The sequence below is a fragment of the Streptomyces sp. NPDC048441 genome (assembly GCF_043200235.1).
Taxonomy (GTDB): domain Bacteria; phylum Actinomycetota; class Actinomycetes; order Streptomycetales; family Streptomycetaceae; genus Streptomyces.
Genome location: NZ_JBICXM010000011.1, coordinates 188799 through 208705 on the forward strand (window position 1 = coordinate 188799; position 19907 = coordinate 208705).

Annotated in this window: 18 protein-coding genes; 8 read left to right on the top strand and 10 right to left on the bottom strand. The window is 69.8% G+C overall.

The window, feature by feature from the left end; all coding sequences use genetic code 11:
- The first annotated feature begins 136 nt into the window (after window positions 1-136).
- The gene (locus ACGFSB_RS26445) at window positions 137-520 is read left to right on the top strand and encodes a cold-shock protein (protein ID WP_393403995.1); all 384 of its coding nucleotides are present in this window, start codon (window positions 137-139) and stop codon (window positions 518-520) included.
- A gap of 94 nt (window positions 521-614) precedes the next feature.
- Here the strand turns inward: ACGFSB_RS26445 and ACGFSB_RS26450 are convergent, their stop codons facing one another.
- The 4 genes from ACGFSB_RS26450 to ACGFSB_RS26465 all read right to left on the bottom strand — a co-directional run bounded on the left by ACGFSB_RS26450 (window position 615) and on the right by ACGFSB_RS26465 (window position 4144).
- The gene (locus ACGFSB_RS26450) at window positions 615-1511 is read right to left on the bottom strand and encodes a 1,4-dihydroxy-6-naphthoate synthase (protein WP_393403998.1); all 897 of its coding nucleotides are present in this window, start codon (window positions 1509-1511) and stop codon (window positions 615-617) included.
- Window positions 1504-2193, bottom strand: a complete 690-nt coding sequence (locus tag ACGFSB_RS26455) for a futalosine hydrolase (RefSeq protein WP_393404000.1) — start codon at window positions 2191-2193, stop codon at window positions 1504-1506. Before ACGFSB_RS26455 ends, ACGFSB_RS26450 begins: the two co-directional genes overlap by 8 nt.
- A complete protein-coding gene (locus tag ACGFSB_RS26460) occupies window positions 2163-2672 on the bottom strand; it encodes a DUF2771 domain-containing protein (RefSeq protein ID WP_393404003.1) in 510 nt (169 codons plus the stop codon). Before ACGFSB_RS26460 ends, ACGFSB_RS26455 begins: the two co-directional genes overlap by 31 nt.
- Before the next feature lie 86 nt (window positions 2673-2758).
- Window positions 2759-4144, bottom strand: a complete 1386-nt coding sequence (locus ACGFSB_RS26465) for an MFS transporter (RefSeq protein ID WP_393404254.1) — start codon at window positions 4142-4144, stop codon at window positions 2759-2761.
- 374 nt (window positions 4145-4518) lie between these two features.
- On the opposite strand from ACGFSB_RS26465, the gene ACGFSB_RS26470 reads away from it, so the two are divergent.
- The 3 genes from ACGFSB_RS26470 to ACGFSB_RS26480 all read left to right on the top strand — a co-directional run bounded on the left by ACGFSB_RS26470 (window position 4519) and on the right by ACGFSB_RS26480 (window position 10139).
- Entirely contained in the window at window positions 4519-5457 is a 939-nt protein-coding gene (locus ACGFSB_RS26470; RefSeq protein WP_393404006.1) for a DUF3027 domain-containing protein, read from the top strand.
- A gap of 460 nt (window positions 5458-5917) precedes the next feature.
- A complete protein-coding gene (locus tag ACGFSB_RS26475; protein WP_393404008.1) occupies window positions 5918-9067 on the top strand; it encodes a sacsin N-terminal ATP-binding-like domain-containing protein in 3150 nt (1049 codons plus the stop codon).
- 238 nt (window positions 9068-9305) lie between these two features.
- A complete protein-coding gene (locus tag ACGFSB_RS26480; protein WP_393404011.1) occupies window positions 9306-10139 on the top strand; it encodes a DUF5707 domain-containing protein in 834 nt (277 codons plus the stop codon).
- Between the two features lie 14 nt (window positions 10140-10153).
- Here the strand turns inward: ACGFSB_RS26480 and ACGFSB_RS26485 are convergent, their stop codons facing one another.
- Window positions 10154-12556: an HAD-IC family P-type ATPase gene (locus ACGFSB_RS26485; protein ID WP_393404014.1), complete on the bottom strand. Its 2403-nt coding sequence runs from the start codon at window positions 12554-12556 to the stop codon at window positions 10154-10156.
- A gap of 99 nt (window positions 12557-12655) precedes the next feature.
- Window positions 12656-12925, bottom strand: coding sequence for a DUF2530 domain-containing protein (locus ACGFSB_RS26490; protein ID WP_393404017.1), 270 nt, complete (start codon window positions 12923-12925; stop codon window positions 12656-12658).
- 236 nt (window positions 12926-13161) lie between these two features.
- Here ACGFSB_RS26490 and ACGFSB_RS26495 point away from each other — a divergent pair, with 236 nt between their 5' ends.
- Complete coding sequence (locus ACGFSB_RS26495) at window positions 13162-14607, top strand: NCS2 family permease (RefSeq protein ID WP_393404019.1); 1446 nt, start codon at window positions 13162-13164, stop codon at window positions 14605-14607.
- 68 nt (window positions 14608-14675) lie between these two features.
- Here ACGFSB_RS26495 and ACGFSB_RS26500 read toward each other — a convergent pair whose 3' ends face one another.
- Entirely contained in the window at window positions 14676-14858 is a 183-nt protein-coding gene (locus ACGFSB_RS26500; protein WP_393404021.1) for a ribbon-helix-helix protein, CopG family, read from the bottom strand.
- A 143-nt stretch (window positions 14859-15001) separates the two neighbouring features.
- Here ACGFSB_RS26500 and ACGFSB_RS26505 point away from each other — a divergent pair, with 143 nt between their 5' ends.
- Both ACGFSB_RS26505 and ACGFSB_RS26510 read left to right on the top strand, forming a co-directional pair.
- Window positions 15002-15439: a MarR family winged helix-turn-helix transcriptional regulator gene (locus ACGFSB_RS26505; protein WP_393404023.1), complete on the top strand. Its 438-nt coding sequence runs from the start codon at window positions 15002-15004 to the stop codon at window positions 15437-15439.
- 105 nt (window positions 15440-15544) lie between these two features.
- Window positions 15545-16885, top strand: coding sequence for an MFS transporter (locus tag ACGFSB_RS26510; RefSeq protein WP_393404026.1), 1341 nt, complete (start codon window positions 15545-15547; stop codon window positions 16883-16885).
- 12 nt (window positions 16886-16897) lie between these two features.
- Here ACGFSB_RS26510 and ACGFSB_RS26515 read toward each other — a convergent pair whose 3' ends face one another.
- Window positions 16898-17407, bottom strand: coding sequence for a GNAT family N-acetyltransferase (locus tag ACGFSB_RS26515; protein WP_393404028.1), 510 nt, complete (start codon window positions 17405-17407; stop codon window positions 16898-16900).
- Between the two features lie 112 nt (window positions 17408-17519).
- On the opposite strand from ACGFSB_RS26515, the gene thpR reads away from it, so the two are divergent.
- Window positions 17520-18089, top strand: a complete 570-nt coding sequence (thpR, locus tag ACGFSB_RS26520) for an RNA 2',3'-cyclic phosphodiesterase (protein ID WP_393404031.1) — start codon at window positions 17520-17522, stop codon at window positions 18087-18089.
- Window positions 18090-18232: 143 nt separating this feature from the next.
- Here thpR and ACGFSB_RS26525 read toward each other — a convergent pair whose 3' ends face one another.
- Together ACGFSB_RS26525 and ACGFSB_RS26530 are read right to left on the bottom strand one after the other, a co-directional pair.
- The gene (locus ACGFSB_RS26525) at window positions 18233-19225 is read right to left on the bottom strand and encodes an aldo/keto reductase (RefSeq protein WP_393404033.1); all 993 of its coding nucleotides are present in this window, start codon (window positions 19223-19225) and stop codon (window positions 18233-18235) included.
- 49 nt (window positions 19226-19274) lie between these two features.
- The gene (locus tag ACGFSB_RS26530; RefSeq protein ID WP_393404036.1) at window positions 19275-19865 is read right to left on the bottom strand and encodes a Uma2 family endonuclease; all 591 of its coding nucleotides are present in this window, start codon (window positions 19863-19865) and stop codon (window positions 19275-19277) included.
- Between the last annotated feature and the right edge of the window lie 42 nt (window positions 19866-19907).

The following is a 19907-nucleotide window of genomic DNA, read 5'->3' on the forward strand; positions in this document are numbered from 1 at the left end:
CGGGGACGTCTTGTCACCGGCTCCCGGACCAATAGTCTTGGTTCCGGCGGGTCGGGCGACCCGCTGTAGTGCTATCCAGAGCCGTTTTCCGCGGCATAGACGCGTACGACGACAAGTACGAGGACGAGGACTTCACGTGCCTACCGGCAAGGTCAAGTGGTTCAACAGCGAGAAGGGCTTCGGCTTCCTCTCCCGCGATGACGGCGGCGACGTCTTCGTGCACTCCTCCGTACTGCCCGCAGGCGTCGACACACTCAAGCCCGGCCAGCGCGTCGAGTTCGGCGTCGTCGCCGGCCAGCGCGGTGACCAGGCCTTGTCGGTGGCGATCCTCGACCCGACCCCGTCGGTGGCGGCGGCACAGCGCCGTAAGCCGGATGAACTGGCGTCGATCGTCCAGGACTTGACGACGCTCCTGGAGAACATCACGCCGATGCTGGAAAAGGGCCGCTACCCGGACAAGGCATCGGGGTCGAAGATCGCGGGCCTGCTGCGGGCGGTGGCGGACCAGCTGGACGTGTAGGCGGCAACCCCGCGCCCCTTGAGGGGCGCGGGGAACTGCGCGACCAGCCCCCACCGGCGCGCGGGGTCAATCACCGCATCTCAAGTACCGCATCTCAAGCGAAGCGCAACGCATCCGGTGCGAGAGGCGGAACCAGCCCCTCCGCGGCCGCCCGCGTCAGCAATCCCCGGATCGCCGCATACCCGCTCTCCCCCAGATCCGCGGTGAACTCATTCACGTACAGGCCAATGTGCTGATCGGCGACGGCCGGATCCATCTCCTGCGCATGTTCCTGCACGTACGGCCGCGACGCCTCGGGATCGTCCCAGGCCATCCGCACCGAGGTCCGGACGGAGTCCGCGAGCTGCCGCAGCCGCTCGGCCCCCAGTGACCGCTTCGCGATGATCGCGCCCAGCGGAATGGGCAGGCCCGTCGTCTGCTCCCAGTGCTCGCCCATGTCGGCAAGGCAGTTGAGCCCGTAGTTCTGGAACGTGAAGCGCGCCTCGTGGATGACGAGACCCGCGTCGACCTTCCCGTCCCGCACGGCGGGCATGATCTGGTCGAAGGGCAGGACCACGATCTCGCCCACCCCACCGCCGGACAGGGTGTCCGCGGCCCAGAGCCGGAACAGCAGGTACGCCGTCGATCGCTCGCTCGGTACCGCCACCGTCTTGCCGGTGAGATCGACCCCGGGCTCCCGCGTCAGGACCAGCGGCCCGCAGCCACGGCCGAGCGCTCCGCCGCAGGGCAGCAACGCGTACTCGTCGAGGACCCAGGGCAGGACGGCGTACGACACCTTCAGGATGTCGAACTCGCCGCGTTCGGCCATGCCGTTGGTGATGTCGATGTCGGCGAAACTCACGTCGAGGCCGGGCGCGCCGGGCACTCGCCCGTGGGCCCAGGCGTCGAAGACGAACGTGTCGTTCGGGCAGGGGGAGTAGGCGATCTGCAGCGGCGCGGCGGCCGGGTCCTTCGGTGATTCAGTCGGTGATTCAGCCGGTGATTCAGTCATGCCTGTTCCAACTCTCCAGTACGGGCGCGAACTTCCCGAACGCGCCCCCGAGCGCGCCGAGCGCCTCACCGATCCGCCAGGCGGCGCGGTCGCGCGGCCCGACGGCGTTCGAGACCGCGCGGATCTCCAGGACGGGCAGTCCGTACGCGGCGGCTGCCTCGGCGACCCCGAACCCCTCCATCGCCTCGGCGAGGGCGTGCGGATGGCGTCGCCGCAGCTCGGCGGCGCGTGCGGCGGAGCCGGTCACGGTGGAGACGGTGAGCACGGTGCCGGCCTGTCCGCCACAGGCGGCGGCCAGCTCTCGTACGAGGGAAGCGGGCGGACGGTGGGTGACGGCGCCGAACCCGAGTTCGGTCACCGGCAGGAATCCGTCGGGCGTCTCGGCGCCCAGATCGGCCACGGTGATCTCGTCGGCGATCACGAGGGAGCCGATGGGCGCGTCCGGCTGGAAGCCCCCGCCGATACCGGCGGAGACGACGAGGTCGTACGGGGTGCGCGCGAGGGCCGCGGCCGTGTGTGCGGCGGCTGCGGCGGGGCCGACGCCGACGGCGATCGCGGCGGTGTGCGGGGGCAGCCCGTCAGCCACCGCGTCCCGTTCGGCCGGGACCGCGGTGGCCACCAGGACGCGGAGAGCCGGTGGGGAGGACGTGGTCAGGAGTCCTTCTTGAGCTTGAACGACCACAGGCCCGTCGCCTTGGCCTGCGAGCCCTTGCCGCCCTCGAGCAGGCTGACGGTGGTGGCGCTGGTGCCGCCGCCGTACTGCTGGTTGAAGAAGACGCTGCCGGGGATGACGACGTACGTCTTCTTGCTGGCCTCGGTGAGCGGCTGACCGTTCATCAGAAGGGTCCAGCCCTTATCGGCGATCTCGGGGTCGACGCCGAAGCGGACCTTCTCGTCGGGATCGACCTTGATGGACTCGATGTCCTTGTCCTTGAGGCAGCCCTGCAGCTGGGACGGCTTGAGCTCCTTGCCGTCGTTGTAGCAGGAGGCCTCGGTGTTCACCGAGTTGCTGCCGATGGTGACGGTGGCGATCGGCGTCGGCTTGTCGCAGGCCGACAGGACGAGGAGTCCGGCGGAGACAGCGCCAAGGGCGGCCACGGAGCGGCGGCGGCGCGCCGAGCTGCTTACGAGTGCGGCTCCGCCGCGGAGCAGGGAGGTCATGGGCGAAGGCTATCGGGCACCCCGCGCCGTCCCGCCACGTGGGGGTCGCGGCGTGCCGTGGCCCGTGGCCGCGCCCGGAGGGCCGCTCACGCCACCCGGGGGCGTCGTCTGCCGCCGTGGCGGGCCGCCGCGAGCAGGCCGCGTGCCGTCGACAGCCAGCCGACGGCGACGATCGCCGCGGCCACCGAGAGACCGAGTGACCCGATCAGCGGAAGGGCCATGCCGATTCCGCCGCCCACCACCCACGCCACCTGAAGAATGGTCTCCGAGCGGGCGAAGGCGGAGGTCCGTACCTCTTCCGGCACGTCCCGCTGGATCAGCGCGTCCAGGGACAGCTTCGACATGGCCTGCGCGAAGCCCGCCACCGCACCCAGGCAGGCGACGCCCACCGCCCCGAAGAACACCGCGGCGGTGATCGCCACGCCGAGTACGACGGCGACGACCGTCACGATGATGACCTCCGGCGCCCGCGACTTGAGCCCGGCGCCGACGGCCGTGCCGAGCGCGTTGCCCACGCCCGCCGCGACACCCACTATCCCCAGGGACACCGCGGCGCTCTGGCCTGCGAGCGGCTCCTCGCGCAGGAGGAAGGCGAGGAAGAAGATGAGGAACCCGGAGAGGCAGCGCAGGGTCGCGTTGGCGGTGAGGGCGTGCGTGACGGCCGGGCCGACCGTACGCAGTCCCAGGCGCCGCTTCTTGGAGGTGTCCGCCGCCGCTTCGGTGCGGGCGAGGAGGTGCAGATGCTCCTCGTCGGCGGCCAGCAGCGCCTTGCGCTCACCCTTCGCCGAGTCGACCTTGGGCGGCAGAGAGAGGGAGAGGAACATCCCGACGATGAAGATGACGAAGGCGCCGTAGAGGGGCCAGCGCGGTCCGAGTGCCTGGAGTCCCGCTCCTATGGGCGCGGCGATACCGGTGGCGAGAAGCCCGCCGAGCGTGACCCTGGAGTTGGCTTTGACCAGGGAGAACCCCTTGGGCAGCAGCCGTGGCACCACGGCGCTTCGCACCACTCCGTACGCCTTGGACGCGACCAGGACGCCGAGCGCGGCCGGATACAGCTCCAGGCTCCCGGTGATCACCGCTTCGGACAGGAGCAGGGCGAGGAGGGCGCGTGCCAGCATCGCGGCGGCCATCGCGTAGCGGCGGCCGTGCGGGAGGCGGTCCAGGAGGGGGCCGATGACGGGGGCCAGGAGGGTGAAGGGCGCCATGGTGATGGCGAGATAGAGGGCGACGCGGCCGCGGGCCTCGTCCGTCGGTACGGAGAAGAAGACGGTCGAGGCGAGCGCGATGGTGATCATGACGTCGCCCGCGCCGTTCACGGCGTGCAGTTCGATGAGCTTGCCGAGCCCCGACTCGCCCGCGCCGTGGGCGTGCGTGGCCTTGCGGATACCGCGGGCGGTGCCGGTGAACGGCAGGTGCAGGGCGCGGCCGACCCAGCGGGCGGCCCGGTTCAGTACCGGACGCTGTCCGCTCACTCCGTGGGACGACGACCTTGCGGTGGCCACCTCGTCATAGTGCCCCTTATTGGCGTGTACTAGTGCGCATAGGCTGCTGGGCAATCGGGCGGGTGAGTGGGAAAACCGCCGCGAAGCGGCGACAGAGTGCCCCCGGCGCAGCCGGGCGGGCACGCCGGTGTAGGCCCAGGGGCCAGGAGAAGGTAGCGTGCGTAGCGCGCCTGCGGCGGTTGTTCTTGGCCGCGCGCCTCTCGGTCATCCCGCAGAATGGATGACGTAGGTGCGCCCGAGGACGTTCGGGCGCGGACGTCGACGCGGCCCTTTGGTCCGCTCCGTCCGCACTCCCGCGTATGGGTGGCGCACTCGTGAGACGGCGTAATGGAGAAGCGATACCTGTGAGCGCAGCGACAACGCGAAGCCGTACCCCGCGTACCCCGCGTACTCCCGACCGCCTGTGCGTCGAGGCGGTGGGACTGGCCCGGGACGCGGCCGAGGAGGCCGCCGCACCCGGTGTGGTCGGCGAGCATGTCGAGGCCGTGGTCGAGGGCGACCGTGTGGTCACGCACCTGTTCGAGTGCAAGGACTTCGGCTACCGGGGCTGGCGCTGGGCGGTGACGGTGGCCCGCGCGTCGCGGGCGAAGGTGGTCACGCTCGACGAGACCGTGCTCCTTCCTGGGCCCGACGCCCTCCTCGCCCCCGAGTGGGTGCCGTGGAGCGAGCGGCTCCGGCCCGGTGACATGGGTCCGGGGGACCTGCTGCCCACGGACGCGGAGGATCTGCGCCTCGAGCCCGGTTACTCGGGCGAGGAGGAGCCGCCGCCGAACTCCGTGTTCTCGGAGGAGATGGCGGATCTCGTCGAGGCGGAGGACGCCGAGATCACCGCGGAGCCGGCCGCCGAGCTGCCGCCTGCGCCTGCGCGTGGCTCGATCGCCGCGCTCGCGGACGAGCTGGGTATGCGCCGTGCGCGCGTCCTCTCCCGGTATGGCCTGCATGTCGCGGCCGACCGCTGGGAGGAGTCGCACGGCGCGAAGACGGCGATGGCGCAGGCGGCGCCCGCGTCCTGCGTCAGCTGTGGCTTCCTCGCCCCGATCGGCGGATCGCTCGGGCAGGCGTTCGGTGTGTGCGCGAACGAGTTCGGTCCTGCGGACGGCCATGTGGTGTCTCTCGCGTACGGCTGCGGGGGCCACTCGGAAGCGGCCGTGATGCCGAAGGCTTCGCGCCCGGCGGCACCGGTCCTGGACGAGACCCGGGTGGACGTCCTGCCCTTGCGCCCGGCCCCGGACTCGGGCTCGGTGCCGCTGGAGGGGCCTGCGGAGGAGCTCGGCCACTCTTGAGCTCCCGCTGGGGGCGACTGGGGGTGGGGCTGACCCTGCGGGTGGGCTTGCCCCTGCGGGGTGGGGCTGCCCCCTGCGGGGTGGGGCTGCCCCCTGCGGGGTGGGCTGGCGCTCGCGGGGTGGGGCCTACCCCTGCGTGGGTGGGGCTGACCGTTCTTCTCCGCCTGCGGGTCGGTGTTCCTTTGGCCCGCGCTCCGCGCGGGATCTTTCCCGCCCACCCACCCGATTGCCCTGCGGTAAAGGGCCTACCCACACGATCACCGCGGGGTAAACGGGCGGGTGGGCGGGAAACACCCCGCGCGGAGCGCGGGGACAACGACCCCCGGCCCGCACATCGAGTTCCCAGCGCCCCGCGCGCCCCGCGCACCCCGCGGGGAAGGACGGACAGCCCCGCCCCGCAGGGGGAAACCCCAGGACGCGATACCGTTCGCCCCGCGAACCAAGCGAGGGAGACGACACCGTGAGCAAGACCGTGCGGCCGGCGGCCGAGGGTACTGACCCGTTCGGCACGGCACGGCTCCGGCGAGGTGTTCTCGACGCCTGGGCGGCAAGCCCTGCCCGGTTCCGGGAGGACGCCAACGCCGAGGAGGACCTCGCACTCGGCGGGTACCGGGACCGCCTCATCGTCGAGCTTGCCCAGAATGCCGCCGACGCGGCAGCCCGCACCGGGGTGAAGGGCCGCCTCGCCCTCACCCTCCGGGACGGAGTCCTCGCCGCGGCCAACAACGGCGCCCCCCTCGACGCCACCGGCGTCGAGTCCCTCTCCACCCTTCGCGCCTCCGCCAAGCGGGAGGACCAGAACAACGGTGCCGTCGGGCGCTTCGGTGTCGGCTTTGCCGCGGTGCTCGCCGTATCGGATGAGCCTGCCCTTGTCGGGCGTACCGGCGGCGTCCGCTGGTCCCTGGGCGAGGCACGCGAACTCGCCGCTGAGACAGCCCGGTTCAGCCCGGGGCTCGGGGACGAGGTCCGGCGGCGCGACGGGCACGTGCCCCTGCTGCGGCTGCCCCTCGCCGCCGAGGGGACCGCCCCGGACGGATACGACACCGTCGTCATCCTGCCGCTGCGCGATGCCGCCGCCGAAGACCTCGTCGTCCGTCTGCTGGACGGGATCGACGATGCGCTGCTCCTCGCCCTTCCCGGGCTCGAGGAAGTCGTCGTCGAGATCGGCGACCAGACACCCCGCACCCTCCGCCGCACCGCCGAACCCGGCTATGTGGACATCTCCGACAGTCGCGAGAGCGAAGGCACCACTCGCTGGCGCACCGTCAGCCGGCAAGGGGCGCTCCAGCCGGACCTCCTCGCCGACCGGCCCGTGGAAGAGCGGTTGCGGCCCCACTGGTCCGTCACCTGGGCCGTCCCCACCGACCGCGAAGGCGCCCCCCGGCCGCCCCGCAGCGCCCCCGTCCTGCACGCGCCGACCCCGAGTGACGAGCCCCTCGGGGTGCCTGCCCTGCTCATCGCGTCGTTCCCTCTCGACACCACCCGGCGGCACGCGGCGCCCGGACCCCTCACCGACTTCCTCGTGCAGCGCGCGGCCGACGCGTACGCCGAACTCCTCGCCGACTGGCGCCCCGTGGGCGAAGGCATCATCAGCCTCGTCCCCGGCCCGCTCGGCAAGAGCGAGCTCGACGGCGGCCTGCGTCAGGCCATCCTCGACCGGCTGCCCCGCACCCCCTTCCTGCCGCCCGCCGTGGAGCCCGTACCCCTGGCGGATTCGGACGATGTGCCCGAGTGGGAGGCCCCCGTCGCGCTGCGGCCGCGTGACGCGGAGGTCGTGGAGGGCGCGGGCGCCGAGACCGTACGCGTACTCGCCGACGTCCTGCCGAGCCTGCTGCCCGCCGGGCTCGAGCGGCGCGCAGAGCTGCGCACCCTCGGTGTCGCCCGCGTACCGCTGACCGAGGCGATCGACCGGCTCGCCGGTCTTGAGCGTGAGGCGGGCTGGTGGCGGCGGCTGTACGAGACCCTGGCCGGTGTCGACCCCGACCGGCTGACCGGACTTCCCGTCCCTCTCGCCGACGGCCGCACCACCATCGGACCCCGCCAAGTCCTCCTCCCCGTCACCGGCGACGACACCACCGATCCCGCAGCCCTCGCCCGCCTCGGCCTCAAGGTCGCGCACCCCGACGCCGTGCACCCCCTCCTGGAGAAGCTCGGCGCGCTGCCCGCCACGCCCCGCGCCGTCCTGACGACCCCGCAGGTCCGTGCCGCCGTCGCCGCGTCGCTCGACGACGACACCTGGGACGAGGACGCCCTGGACGCCGAGGAACTGGCGGACATCGTGCTCTCGCTCGCCCGCGAGGCGAACCTCGCGCCCGGCGACGAGCCCTGGCTCGGCGCCCTCGCCCTCCCCGACGACGAGGACGGCGAACTCGCCCCCGCAGGTGAACTGGTCCTGCCCGGCAGCCCCTTCGCGCAGGTCATGCGCGAGGACGAACTCGCCACGGTGGACGCCGAACTCGCCGAGCGCTGGGGCGAGCAGCCCCTCGCCGCGTGCGGCGTCCTCGCCACCTTCGCGCTGGTCCGCACCACGGACGTCGTACTCGACCCCGACGAACTGGAGCCGCGCGACGGCGACTTCGCCGAGCCCGATGACGCCGGTCTGCTCGACGCCGTCGACGTGTGGGCCGAGGACGTGCTCGACCGGCTGCCGGAGACTCCCGTGCCGCCGGTCGCCACCGAGATCATCGCCGTACGGGATCTGGATCTGGTCGACGACGACTGCTGGCCGCAGGCCCTGGCGATGCTCTCGCGCCCGCCGCTGCGCGACGCGTTGACGCAGCCGCTGCGGATTCTGCTCCCGGACGGCACGACGGAGACGGTCCGTTCGTACACGGCGTGGTGGCTGCGCGGGAATCCGGTTCTGGGCGGCCGGCGCCCCGCCGGTCTGCGGGCCTCGGGCGGCGATCCGCTGCTCGAAGGGCTCTACGACGCCGCCGACGCCTCCGGTTTCGACGACGAGCAGGTGCTTCGCGCACTCGGCGTACGCACGTCGGTCGCCGCGCTCCTGGAGGAGCCCGGCGGCGCTGCCGAGCTGCTCGACCGCCTCGCGGACCCGGAGAGGACCGTTTCGGCGGCCCAACTGCATGCCCTGTACGGCGCCCTCGCCGATCTGGACCCGGAGCAGGTGACGCTGCCGGACGAGGTCCGGGCCGTCGTGGACGGTGAGGTCGTGGTGGTCGACGTGGCGGACGCGGTCGTCGCCGACGCCCCAGACCTGCTGCCGCTCGCCGGGGGAGTGGCGCTGCTCCCCGTGCAGCCCCGCAAGGCGCGGGACCTGGCCGAGCTGTTTCAGGTGCGCAGGCTGAGCGAGACGGCGGCGGTGGAGCCCACGGGCGATGGCGCCAAGCATCCGGTGCCGGATTCGGTGCGGATTCTGCTCGGTCCCGCGACCCCTCAGACGTACATCGAGTACGAGGAACTGTTCGCCGGGGACGTCGAGCTCGACTGGCGCCGGACGCCGGACGGCACCGTCCACGCCGCGACGCTGGAGGGCGTCGCCGCCGGTCTTGCCTGGTCGGCGGACCAGTGGCCGCGCCGCTTCGAGGTGGCCGCGCTGCTCGAGGATCCGTCGCGGACCGAGGAACTGGCCCGGGACCGCTGGTTCGACTAGCTCGTCCGCGGGTGCGTCGTGGCTGGTCGCGCCGTTCCTCGCGCCCCTTTGGGGCTCGTATCGCAGCGGCCGGATCCCGCGGTCCGGCCGGATCCCGGTCACAAAATCTTCACTTCCCGTACAACCAGAGGCCTCGCTCGCGGGTCTGATCTTCCGAGTCAACAGACTCCTAGATCACCGGGCTCCGCGTGACAGCCCCCAATGCACCGCGGAACCCCCTTCCCACCTGGGGAAACACATGCGCATCCGTGCCACCGTGGCCGCACTGACCGGCACCCTGGCTCTGTCCGCACTCGTCGTCCCGGCCGCTCAGGCGGCCGACGGGCCGAGCGTCCCGAATTTCGCGCCCTTCAAAGCCAACGCCCCCGTCGACGAGGCCGTAGGCGACACCGAGATCACGAAGGTCGCCGTCAACGGTGGCAAGAACATCGTGGTCGGCACCACCGAGAAGAAGAAGTTCACCGTCGCCATCACGGCGACCGACCTCGAGGGCATCTACGACGCCGATGCCTTCCTGTGGCACGGCTCGGACATCGAGAACGACATCGACGGCCTGCTGTTCTCCGATGAGGACGGGGCCACGTGCAAGGTCGTCGACGCGACTACCTCCACCTGCACGGTCAACGTCACGGTCGACCCGACGCTCGACCTCTACAGCAACATCCTGGCCGGCAAGTGGAAGGTGTCGGCGAACGCGATCGGCAACGACGGCGACTACGTCACCAAGGACACGTTCGGCTACGCCAGCATGCAGCGCAATGCCCGCCTCACCACCAACGCCTCCCCAGAGCCCATCAAGAAGGGCAAGACCCTCACGGTCACCGGCGCCCTGACCCGCGCCAACTGGGAGACCTCCAAGTACGCGGGCTACACCAAGCAGTCCGTGAAGCTCCAGTACAAGAAGAAGGGTGCGACCTCCTACTCCACTCTGAAGACGGTCACGTCCGACTACAAGGGCAACCTGAAGACCACGGTGACGGCCTCCGCGGACGGCTATTACCGCTACGTCTTCGCGGGCACATCGACCACCCCGGCCGTCACGTCGACCAGTGACTTCGTGGACGTCAACTAGTACCCAGCACCCGACTACGCCGGAAACCGGCGGTCCACCCAGCGGAAGATGACCTCGATGACCAGTGAGGCCGCCGCCGCGATCGCGACCGCCGCCCACGGCAACGTCGTGCCCACCAGTTTCAGCTGGAAGAAGTCCTGGAGCCACGGCACGGTCAGCACCAGCAGGAAGCCGAGACCCATCGCGCCGATCAGGCAGAGCCGCCACCACGTGTAGGGGCGGGCGATGATCGCGAGGACCCACATGGCGATCAGGAACAGCGCCAGCGTGGCTGCGCTGGTCTCGGCTTCCCGTGCGCCCGCGCCCGCGTAGTGGTGCCGTGCCAGGAGGTACGTACAGAAGGTGGCGACGCCCGCGACGACCCCGCCCGGGATGGCGTACCGCATGACCCTTCGTACGAAGTGGGGCTTGGCCCGCTCCTTGTTGGGGGCCAGGGCCAGGAAGAAGGCCGGGATGCCGATCGTGAGGGTCGAGAGCAGCGTCAGGTGGCGGGGGAGGAACAGGTACTCCACCTGCGAGCAGACCACCAGTAGCGCGATGACGACCGAGTAGACCGTCTTCACCAGGAACAGTGTCGCGACCCGCGTGATGTTGCCGATGACCCGGCGGCCCTCCGCGACCACCGACGGCAGTGTCGCGAAGCTGTTGTTCAGGAGCACGATCTGGGCCACCGCCCGCGTCGCCTCCGAGCCCGAGCCCATCGAGACGCCGATGTCGGCGTCCTTCAGGGCTAGGACGTCGTTCACGCCGTCGCCCGTCATCGCGACCGTGTGGCCGCGTGACTGGAGGGCGCCCACCATGTCGCGCTTCTGTTGTGGAGTGACCCGGCCGAAGACCGAGTTGGCGTCCAGGGACTCCGCCATCTCGCCCTGTTCCGTGGGCAGCCGACGGGCGTCCACGGTGTTCTCCGCGCCCGGCAGGCCCAGCTTTCCGGCGACCGCGCCCACCGAGACCGCGTTGTCACCGGAGATGACCTTGGCGCTGACGTCCTGCTGCTCGAAGTACCGCAGAGTGTCGGCGGCGTCCGGGCGGAGCCGCTGCTCCAGGACGACCAGGGCGGTGGCGCGGGCCCCGGCGGCCACGTCCGGGTCGTCGAGTTCACCGGCGGCGCGGGCGAGGAGCAGCACACGCAGGCCCTGCTGGTTGAGGTCCTCGATCTCGGCGAGGGACGGGTCTTCGGCGGGCAGCAGGACGTCAGGGGCGCCGAGCAGCCACGTCGAGTTGTCGCCGTCGCCCTCGCTGAAGGAGGCGCCGCTGTACTTGCGGGCCGATGAGAAGGGCAGCGACTCGGTGCAGCGCCACTCGACGCTGTCGGGGTACGAGTCGATGATCGCCTGGAGGGATGCGTTCGGCCGTGGGTCGGATTCGCCGAGGGCGCCGAGGACTTTGCGTACGTACGCCTCGTCCGAGCCGTTCAGGGGGCGCAGCTCGGTCACGTCCATGCCGCCCTCGGTGAGGGTGCCGGTCTTGTCGAGGCAGACCGTGTCGACGCGGGCCAGGCCTTCGATCGCGGGGAGCTCCTGGACGAGGCACTGCTGGCGGCCCAGGCGGATGACGCCGATCGCGAAGGCGACCGACGTGAGGAGCACGAGCCCCTCCGGGATCATGGGGACGATCCCGCCCACGGTGTAGGCGACGGACTCCTTGAAGTTGTCGTCCTTGACGACGAGCTGGCTGATGACGAGGCCGATCGAGGTCGGGATCATCAGCCACGTCACGTACTTGAGGATCGTGGAGATGCCGTTCCGCAGCTCGGAGTTGACGAGCGTGAAGCGGCTCGCCTCCTCGGCGAGCTGTGCCGCGTACGCCTCGCGGCCGACCCTCGTCGCGGTGAACGCGCCGCCGCCCGCGACCACGAACGAGCCCGACATCATCTTGTCGCCGGGCTTCTTGATGACCGGGTCGGCCTCACCGGTCAGAAGGGACTCGTCGATCTCCAGGCTGTCGCTCTCGACCGCCTCGCCGTCGACGGGGATCTTGTCGCCCGGCCCCAGCTCCACCAGATCGCCGAGGACGATCTCGGAGGTGGAGATCTCGGCCGCCCTGCCGTCGCGCCGCACGGTGGGCTTGGCCTCGCCGATGACCGCGAGTCCGTCCAGGGTCTTCTTGGCGCGCAGCTCCTGGATGATGCCGATGCCGGTGTTGGCGATGATCACGTAGCCGAAGAGGCTGTCCTGTATCGGCGCGACGAAGAGCATGATCAGCCAGAGCACGCCGATGATCGCGTTGAAACGGGTGAAGACGTTCGCCCGGACGATCTCGTTGGTCGAGCGCGAACTGCGGATGGGTACGTCGTTGACCTCGCCGCGTGCGACCCGCTCGGCGACCTCGGCGGCGCTCAGCCCCGTGGCACGTCCGGTGGGGAGCGCCACCGGATGGACCGGGTCGAGCTCGGCGCCCGCGTCGATATGCGTCATGCACTCGACGGTACGGGCGAGATGAGGGGTTCACCCCTCGAGTGCCCCAAAGATCCGACCACGGTAGGACACGGACCCTCCCGGGGTAGTACGGGAGGGTTACTCGGGGGCAGCCGCGGTCCTGCTCTCCGCGTCCTGCTTGATCGCGGCCTCGCGGCCCCGTACGTACCAGATGCCGATCAGGCCGAGGCCCGCGCCGGCCAGGCAGGTCCACACCCACCAGGTGGCGTCGCGGTCGTCGAACCAGCCGTAGAACGGCAGCTGCACGAGGAAGAGGACGAACCAGAGGATCGTGCCCCCCGTGATGGTGGCGACGACGGGGCCCTCCAGGGGCTCAGGCGCGTCGTGCTTGGGGGTCCACTTCTCCATGCGGACAGTTTACGAGTACTCGGGGCGGGGCCCCTAGGGGGCTGATGCAGCGCCGATGCAGGGCTTGTGTGCCCGGTTGGGGCAAGGGTCTACGCGCGGAGATAGCGATTTCCCCCTCATGTATTCATACTGAAACGACTCGTTAATGGCTGGTTGTTTTCGTAAGAACAAACAAATTGATCACCGGCAGCCACTACTTAACGATCTTCCCCTTCTCTGAGTCCACGAGGTCCCGCATGTCTTCCTCGGCCACCGCTCCGGTCGACGCCAAAGAGCCGCCGATGCCCCCGCAGGGTGGTATCGACGGCTTCTTCAAGATCACCGAACGGGGCTCGACCCTCGTCCGGGAGGTCCGCGGCGGCTTCGCCACCTTCTTCGCGATGGCCTACATCATCGTGCTGAACCCGATCATCCTCGGCAGCGCGAAGGACATGTACGGGCACCAGCTCGACAACAAGCAGCTGGTCACCGCGACCGTGCTGACCGCCGCCTTCACCACGCTCCTGATGGGCGTCATCGGCAACGTCCCGATCGCGCTCGCGGCCGGACTCGGTGTGAACACCGTCGTCGCCCTCCAGCTCGCACCGCGCATGTCGTGGCCCGACGCGATGGGCATGGTCGTCCTCGCCGGCTTCGTCGTGATGCTGCTCGTGGCGACCGGTCTGCGGGAGCGCGTGATGAGCGCCGTGCCACTCGGCCTGCGCAAGGGCATCGCGATCGGTATCGGCCTCTTCATCATGCTGATCGGCCTCGTCGACTCCGGCTTCGTCTCGCGCATCCCGGACGCCGCGCACACCACGGTGCCGCTGCAACTGGGCGGCAACGGTCATCTCACCGGCTGGCCCGTCCTGGTCTTCGTCCTCGGCGCGCTGCTCACGCTCTGCCTGCTCGTCCGCAAGGTGCCCGGCGCGATCCTGATCAGCATCGTCGTCATGACGATCGCGGCGATGGTCATCAACTCGGTGGCGACGATTCCCTCCTGGGGCCTGACGACGCCCGAGTGGCCGGGCAACCCCGTCGCGTCGCCGGACTTCGGGCTCGTCGGTCAGATCAGTCTGTTCGGGGGCTTCGAGAAGGTCGGCCTGCTCACCGGCATCCTCTTCGTCTTCACCGTGCTTCTGTCCTGCTTCTTCGACGCCATGGGCACGATCATGGGCATCGGCGACGAGGCCAAGCTGACCGACGCCAACGGCAACATGCCGGGCATCAACAAGGTCCTCTTCGTCGACGGCATCGCCGTCGCCGCCGGTGGCGCCTCGTCCTCGTCGGCCACCACCTGTTTCGTGGAGTCCACGGCGGGCGTCGGCGAAGGCGCTCGTACGGGCTTCGCCAACATCGTCACCGGCGGTCTCTTCACCGTCGCGCTGTTCCTCACGCCCATCGCGACGATGGTCCCGTCCCAGGCGGCCACGCCCGCGCTGCTCGCGGTCGGCTTCCTGATCCTGTCCGGGTCCATCGGCCAGATCGACTGGGCCGACTTCACCATCGCGATCCCGGCGTTCCTGACGATGCTGATGATGCCGTTCACGTACTCGATCACGAACGGCATCGGCATCGGCTTCATCAGCTTCACCGTGCTGAGGCTGGCCGCAGGCCGTGGGCGGCAGGTGCCGGTCGCCATGTACGTGGTGTCGGCGGTGTTCGGGTTCTACTACCTGATGCCGGCGCTGGGGCTTACGTAGGCTCGTTCTTCTCTGCGGGCCCGTGGGGGCTGGGCGCGCAGTTCCCCGCGCCCCTTCGGGCGCGTCGGTCAGGCCGCCCCGTAGAACCTCTCTGTCTCCTCGACGGCGCTCTGGAAGCGCTCGTCGAAGTCATCACGGATGAGCGTCCCGACGACATAGTCCTGGACGCTCATTCCCCTTTTGGCGGCGTGCCGCTTGAGCCGCTCGAGCAGCTCACCGTCTATCCGCAGGCTGAGCACTGTCGATCCCATGCGTGACAGGGTCGCTGCCGCCCCCGCGGCCGTGTCTCACTTTCCGAAGTCGCCTCACTCATATGGGTGACGAAAGGGTTCCGTGGCCCGTAGCGCGGGAACCGAGTGGTCTTTAGCCAGAGTAATGAGTTACTCTAACGAACATGCCGGACCTCTCCCATGGTGACGACGCCGCCGCTGTGAACTCTCTGCGCTCCGCCGTGATGCGCCTCTCCCGTCGACTCAAGCACCAGCGGGTCGACGAGTCGCTGAGCCCGACCGAAATGTCGGTACTCGGCACGCTCGCCCGCTGCGGCCACGCCACCCCCGGTGAGCTGGCCCGCAAGGAGCATGTGCAGCCGCCGTCGATGACCCGCATCGTCGCGCTGCTCGAAGCCAAGGGTCTCGTCCGGCTCGAGCCGCATCCCGAGGACCGCCGCCAGAAGGTGGTGACCCAGACGGAGACGGCCGAAGCGATGCTCGAGGAGAGCCGCAGCAAGCGGAACGCCTGGCTCGCCGGTCTGGTCGAGGACCTCGACGAGGACGAGTGGGCGCGGTTGCGCGCGGCCGCTCCGGTACTGGAGAAGCTCGCGCATCTGTAAGCCCCACCCCCACCCCCACCCGCACCCGCACCCGCACCCCCACCCGCACTCGGATTCACCAGACCTATCGGCACTGCCGTACGACGCCAAGGAGGCGAACCGCCTTTGAGTACGGGATCCGGAGCAGACTCCGCCCCCGCACCAACCGCCCTCGACAAAACCCCTGCCGCGAAGTCATCGATGTTCAGCTCGCTGAAGATCCGCAACTACCGGCTTTTCGCCTCCGGCGCCGTTGTCTCCAACACCGGCACCTGGATGGCCCGCATCACCCAGGACTGGCTGGTCCTGAGCCTTACAGGATCCTCGGCAGCGGTCGGCATCACCACCGCGATGCAGTTCTTGCCGATGCTCCTGTTCGGCCTGTACGGCGGCGTCATCGCCGACCGCTTCGCCAAGCGGAAGCTGCTCTTCTGCACCCAGGGTGCGATGAGCATCAGCGGTCTCTTCCTGGCCGCGCTCACCCTGAGCGGCAACGTCCAGGTCTGGCACGTCTACCTCGCGGCCTTCTTCACCGGCCTCGTCACGGTCGTCGACAACCCGACCCGGCAGTCCTTCGTGTCCGAGATGGTGGGACCCGACCAGGTCCGCAACGCCGTATCGCTGAACTCCGCCAACTTCCAGTCCGCGCGCCTCGTCGGACCCGCCGTGGCGAGTGGTCTGACCGCGGCCGTCGGCCCCGGCTGGGCGTTCCTCGCGAACGGCCTGTCCTTCCTCGCGCCGCTCACCGGCCTGCTGCTGATGCGTACGAGCGAGCTGCACCACACCCCGCGCAAGCCGCGGGGCAAGGGACAGCTGAAGGAAGGCCTGAACTACGTCTCCAAGCACCCCGAGCTGATCTGGCCGATCGTCCTCGTCGGCTTCGTCGGCACCTTCGGGTTCAACTTCCCGATCTGGCTGAGCGCCTTCGCGGACGACATCTTCCACGGCGGCGTGGGGATGTACGGGCTCTTCAACACCCTGATGGCGATCGGCTCGCTGGCGGGCGCGCTGCTCGCGGCCCGCCGCGGCACCTCGCGTCTTCGGCTGCTCGCCGGGGCCGCGATCGCCTTCGGCGTCCTGCAGATCGTGGCCGCGTTCGCGCCCGAGCTGTGGATGTTCGTCGCGCTGATCGTCCCGATCGGCATCCTCGGCCTGACGGTGAACGTCACCGCCAACTCCTCGGTCCAGATGGCCACGGACCCGGAGATGCGGGGCCGTGTCATGGCGCTGTTCATGATGGTCTTCACCGGCGGTACGCCGCTGGGCGGCCCGCTCTTCGGTTGGCTCGCCGACGCCTACGGCGTCCGGATCAGCATGGCCATCGGCGGGCTCATATGCGCGGTCGCCGCCGTCGGTGTCGGCCTGATGCTGGCCCGCGCCGCGAACCTGCGGCTGAAGGTGGATCTGCGGCGCGGTCGGCAGCATGTGCAGTTCGTGCCGCGAGAGCAGTTGGCTACGGCGGCGTGAGCCCTTGGCCGGTCACACCCGCCGGGCCAGGATCTGGCCCGGCCAGGTGCCGTCCTTCTCTAGGAAGGCCTCGGTCCGCGTGAAGCCGTTGCGCTCGTAGAACGCGACGAGCTTGCCGTCACCGCCCGCGTAGCAGTCGACCCGGAGCAGGGAGATCCCCTGTCGCCGGGTTTCCTCCGCCGCGTGCGCGAGGAGGGCGCTGCCCGCGCCGGTGCCGTGCCGGGCGGCCAGCAGGTGGATATAGCGCTCCGGCTCTTCCACCGCCGGGATGTACGCCCCCGGGCCGTCGGTGAGGGTCACGGTGCCGACGGGTTCGCCGCCGATCTCCGCGATCCAGGCGGAACCGGTGGTCAGATACTTCTCGACCAGAGCGACGGTCTTCGGGTTGCCCGACCAGGGCTTGTCGCCCCATTGCCCGGTGCGTTCTTGCGATACGAGCCAGGCGACGGCGTCGTCGAAGAGGGCGAGGACGGTGGGGATGTCGGCGGGTCCGGCGGGGCGGATGGTTATGTGGCTGTCCATGCGGGATGCCTTCCCCAATCCCGCCCCTTCCCGAAACCGGCTTCGCCGCGGAGCCCCAGCTTCGGGAAGGGGCGGGATCGGGGAGAGAAGCGCCGGAGGCCAGACTCTCCCTATGAGACTCTTCGCGGCCCTCCTGCCGCCCGCAGCGCCGGTGGACGAACTGGCCCACGCAGTGGAGAAGTTGAAGACCCTGCCCGGCGCCGAAACCCTCCGCTGGACGCGCCGCGAAAGCTGGCACTTCACCCTGGCCTTCATGTCCGAGGTCGAGGACGGCACCGTCCCGGAGCTGTCCGAGCGGCTGTCCCGAGCGGCGAAGCGCACGGCACCCTTCCCCCTCTCCCTCCACGGCGGCGGTCACTTCGGCGACCGGGCCCTGTGGGCAGGGGCCAAGGGCGACGTTGAGGCCCTCCGCATCCTCGCGGGCCGCGCGGACGCCGCGGCCCACAAGTCCGGCATCACCATGGAGGAGCACCGCCACTTCCGCCCGCACCTGACGCTGGCCCGTGGCCGCGAGCAGCAGGACCTTCGCCCGTACGTCGAGGATCTTGCCGGGTTCGAGGGCGGGGAGTGGACCGTGACCGAGCTGACCCTCGTACGAAGCAATCTGCCCAGGAGCGGAGTGCCGGGGGAGCGGCCCCGTTACGAGGTGGTCGGTCGATGGCCGCTCGGCGGGGCCGGTTAACCTCGACTACGTGGACCCGAAAACCAGGAACCGGATCATGGCCGGTGTGCTCGTGCTGATGTTCGTCGTGGTGGCAGTGGCGGCCGCGGTCGGCCAGTGAGGCGATGCCCCTTGCGATGACCGCGGCCGCACAGGCGTAGGCCTTACCAGGCGAAGGACTCCGGCGAGGGACCAGGCCCCGGGAAGATCTCGTCCAGAGCATCGAGCAGCTCACCCGAGAGTTCGAGCTCGACCGCGCGCAGAGCGCTGGAGAGCTGCTCAGAGGTGCGAGGACCGACGATCGGCCCGGTCACGCCGGGCCGGGTGAGCAGCCAGGCGAGCGCCACTTCACCGGGCGCGAGGCCGTGCTTGTCGAGCAGGTCCTCGTACGCCTGGACCCGCGCGCGCACCTCGGGCTTGGCGAGCTCCGATGCGGCCCGCCCGCCGACGCGCCGCTTGCCCTCGCCTTCCTTCTTCAGTACGCCGCCGAGCAGCCCGCTGTGCAGCGGCGACCAGGGGATGACGCCGAGGCCGTAGTCCTGGGCGGCCGGGATGACCTCCATCTCGGCACTGCGCTCGGCGAGGTTGTAGAGGCACTGCTCGCTGACGAGGCCGTAGCTGCCGCGCCGCTTGGCGATCTCGTTGGCCTGGGCGATCTTGTATCCGGGGAAGTTCGACGACCCCGCGTAAAGGATCTTGCCCTGTGTGATGAGGGTGTCGATCGCCTGCCAGATCTCCTCGAAGGGAGTGCGGCGGTCGATGTGGTGGAACTGGTAGATGTCGATGTAGTCGGTCTGCAGCCGCTTGAGCGAAGCTTCCACGGAGCGGCGGATGTTGACCGCCGAGAGCAGATCGTGGTTGGGCCAGGCGGGCTTCCCGTCGAGGGCCATGTTCCCGTACATCTTGGTGGCGAGCACGACCTTGTCGCGCCGCTCGCCGCCCTGGGCGAACCAGGTGCCGATGATTTCCTCGGTGCGGCCCTTGTTCTCGTCCCAGCCGTAGACATTGGCGGTATCGAAGTAGTTGATGCCCGCGGCGAGCGCGGCGTCCATGATCGTGTGGCTGTCGGACTCGTTGGTCAGCGGCCCGAAGTTCATGGTCCCGAGCGCGAGTCGGCTGACCTTGAGTCCTGTGCGTCCCAGCTGCGTGTACTTCATGGTTGCCCAGCCAACGACTTGGAGTGCGCTCTATGCAAGGGGGGGTGGGTCAGTCGCGGGGGAACTCGTCGGTCTTGAGGACCAGGTCGACGACGGTGCCGGTCAGGTCGACCTCGTCGCCGAAGTCGGACCTCGACACCGTGAGGTAATCGCCATTCTTGGGATGGGTGTAGACGTGGCACCGGCCCTGGTACGGATCGGCGATGAGGTAGACGGGGACCTCGGCTTCGGCGTACGCGGCCTTTTTCGGCCCGTAGTCGTTCAAGCCGGTCCCTCGTGAGATGACCTCGGTGACAAACTCGACGTCCTCGTAGTTCCAGCGGCCACGCTCGTCCTTCTTGGCCCCGTCTCGCAGCTTTGCCACGTCTGGGCAGAAGCCGTTGTCATGGCCTGGAAAGTCGATCCGTACGTCCGACTTGACCAGGACTTTCATGCCGAACTGGTCCTCCACAGCTCGCACGATCCTGCGGATGATGTCCCAGTGACTGTCACGCTGCGGCACCATGTAGACGGCCCCCTCGACGACTTCTGCCTTGATTCCCTCGGGGGCCATCCGCTCGATCAGCTCGAACCATTGGTCCAAGCTCCACTCGGCGTTGTCGTCAGCCATCTCGATCCTGTCGGTCTCTACGACGGTCATCGTGGCGCTCCTCCCCGGCCGCCTCTCGGTCGAGCACAGCCG

Coding starts and splice junctions, on each gene's coding strand:
- ACGFSB_RS26485 (WP_393404014.1), bottom strand. CDS start 12,556: ATGACGCATATCGACGCGGGCGCCGAGCTCGACCCGGTCCATCCGGTG.
- ACGFSB_RS26500 (WP_393404021.1), bottom strand. CDS start 14,858: ATGGGATCGACAGTGCTCAGCCTGCGGATAGACGGTGAGCTGCTCGAG.
- ACGFSB_RS26450 (WP_393403998.1), bottom strand. CDS start 1,511: ATGACTGAATCACCGGCTGAATCACCGACTGAATCACCGAAGGACCCG.
- ACGFSB_RS26490 (WP_393404017.1), bottom strand. CDS start 12,925: ATGGAGAAGTGGACCCCCAAGCACGACGCGCCTGAGCCCCTGGAGGGC.
- thpR (WP_393404031.1), top strand. CDS start 17,520: ATGAGACTCTTCGCGGCCCTCCTGCCGCCCGCAGCGCCGGTGGACGAA.
- ACGFSB_RS26525 (WP_393404033.1), bottom strand. CDS start 19,225: ATGAAGTACACGCAGCTGGGACGCACAGGACTCAAGGTCAGCCGACTC.
- ACGFSB_RS26460 (WP_393404003.1), bottom strand. CDS start 2,672: ATGACCTCCCTGCTCCGCGGCGGAGCCGCACTCGTAAGCAGCTCGGCG.
- ACGFSB_RS26505 (WP_393404023.1), top strand. CDS start 15,002: ATGCCGGACCTCTCCCATGGTGACGACGCCGCCGCTGTGAACTCTCTG.
- ACGFSB_RS26495 (WP_393404019.1), top strand. CDS start 13,162: ATGTCTTCCTCGGCCACCGCTCCGGTCGACGCCAAAGAGCCGCCGATG.
- ACGFSB_RS26515 (WP_393404028.1), bottom strand. CDS start 17,407: ATGGACAGCCACATAACCATCCGCCCCGCCGGACCCGCCGACATCCCC.
- ACGFSB_RS26480 (WP_393404011.1), top strand. CDS start 9,306: ATGCGCATCCGTGCCACCGTGGCCGCACTGACCGGCACCCTGGCTCTG.
- ACGFSB_RS26530 (WP_393404036.1), bottom strand. CDS start 19,865: ATGACCGTCGTAGAGACCGACAGGATCGAGATGGCTGACGACAACGCC.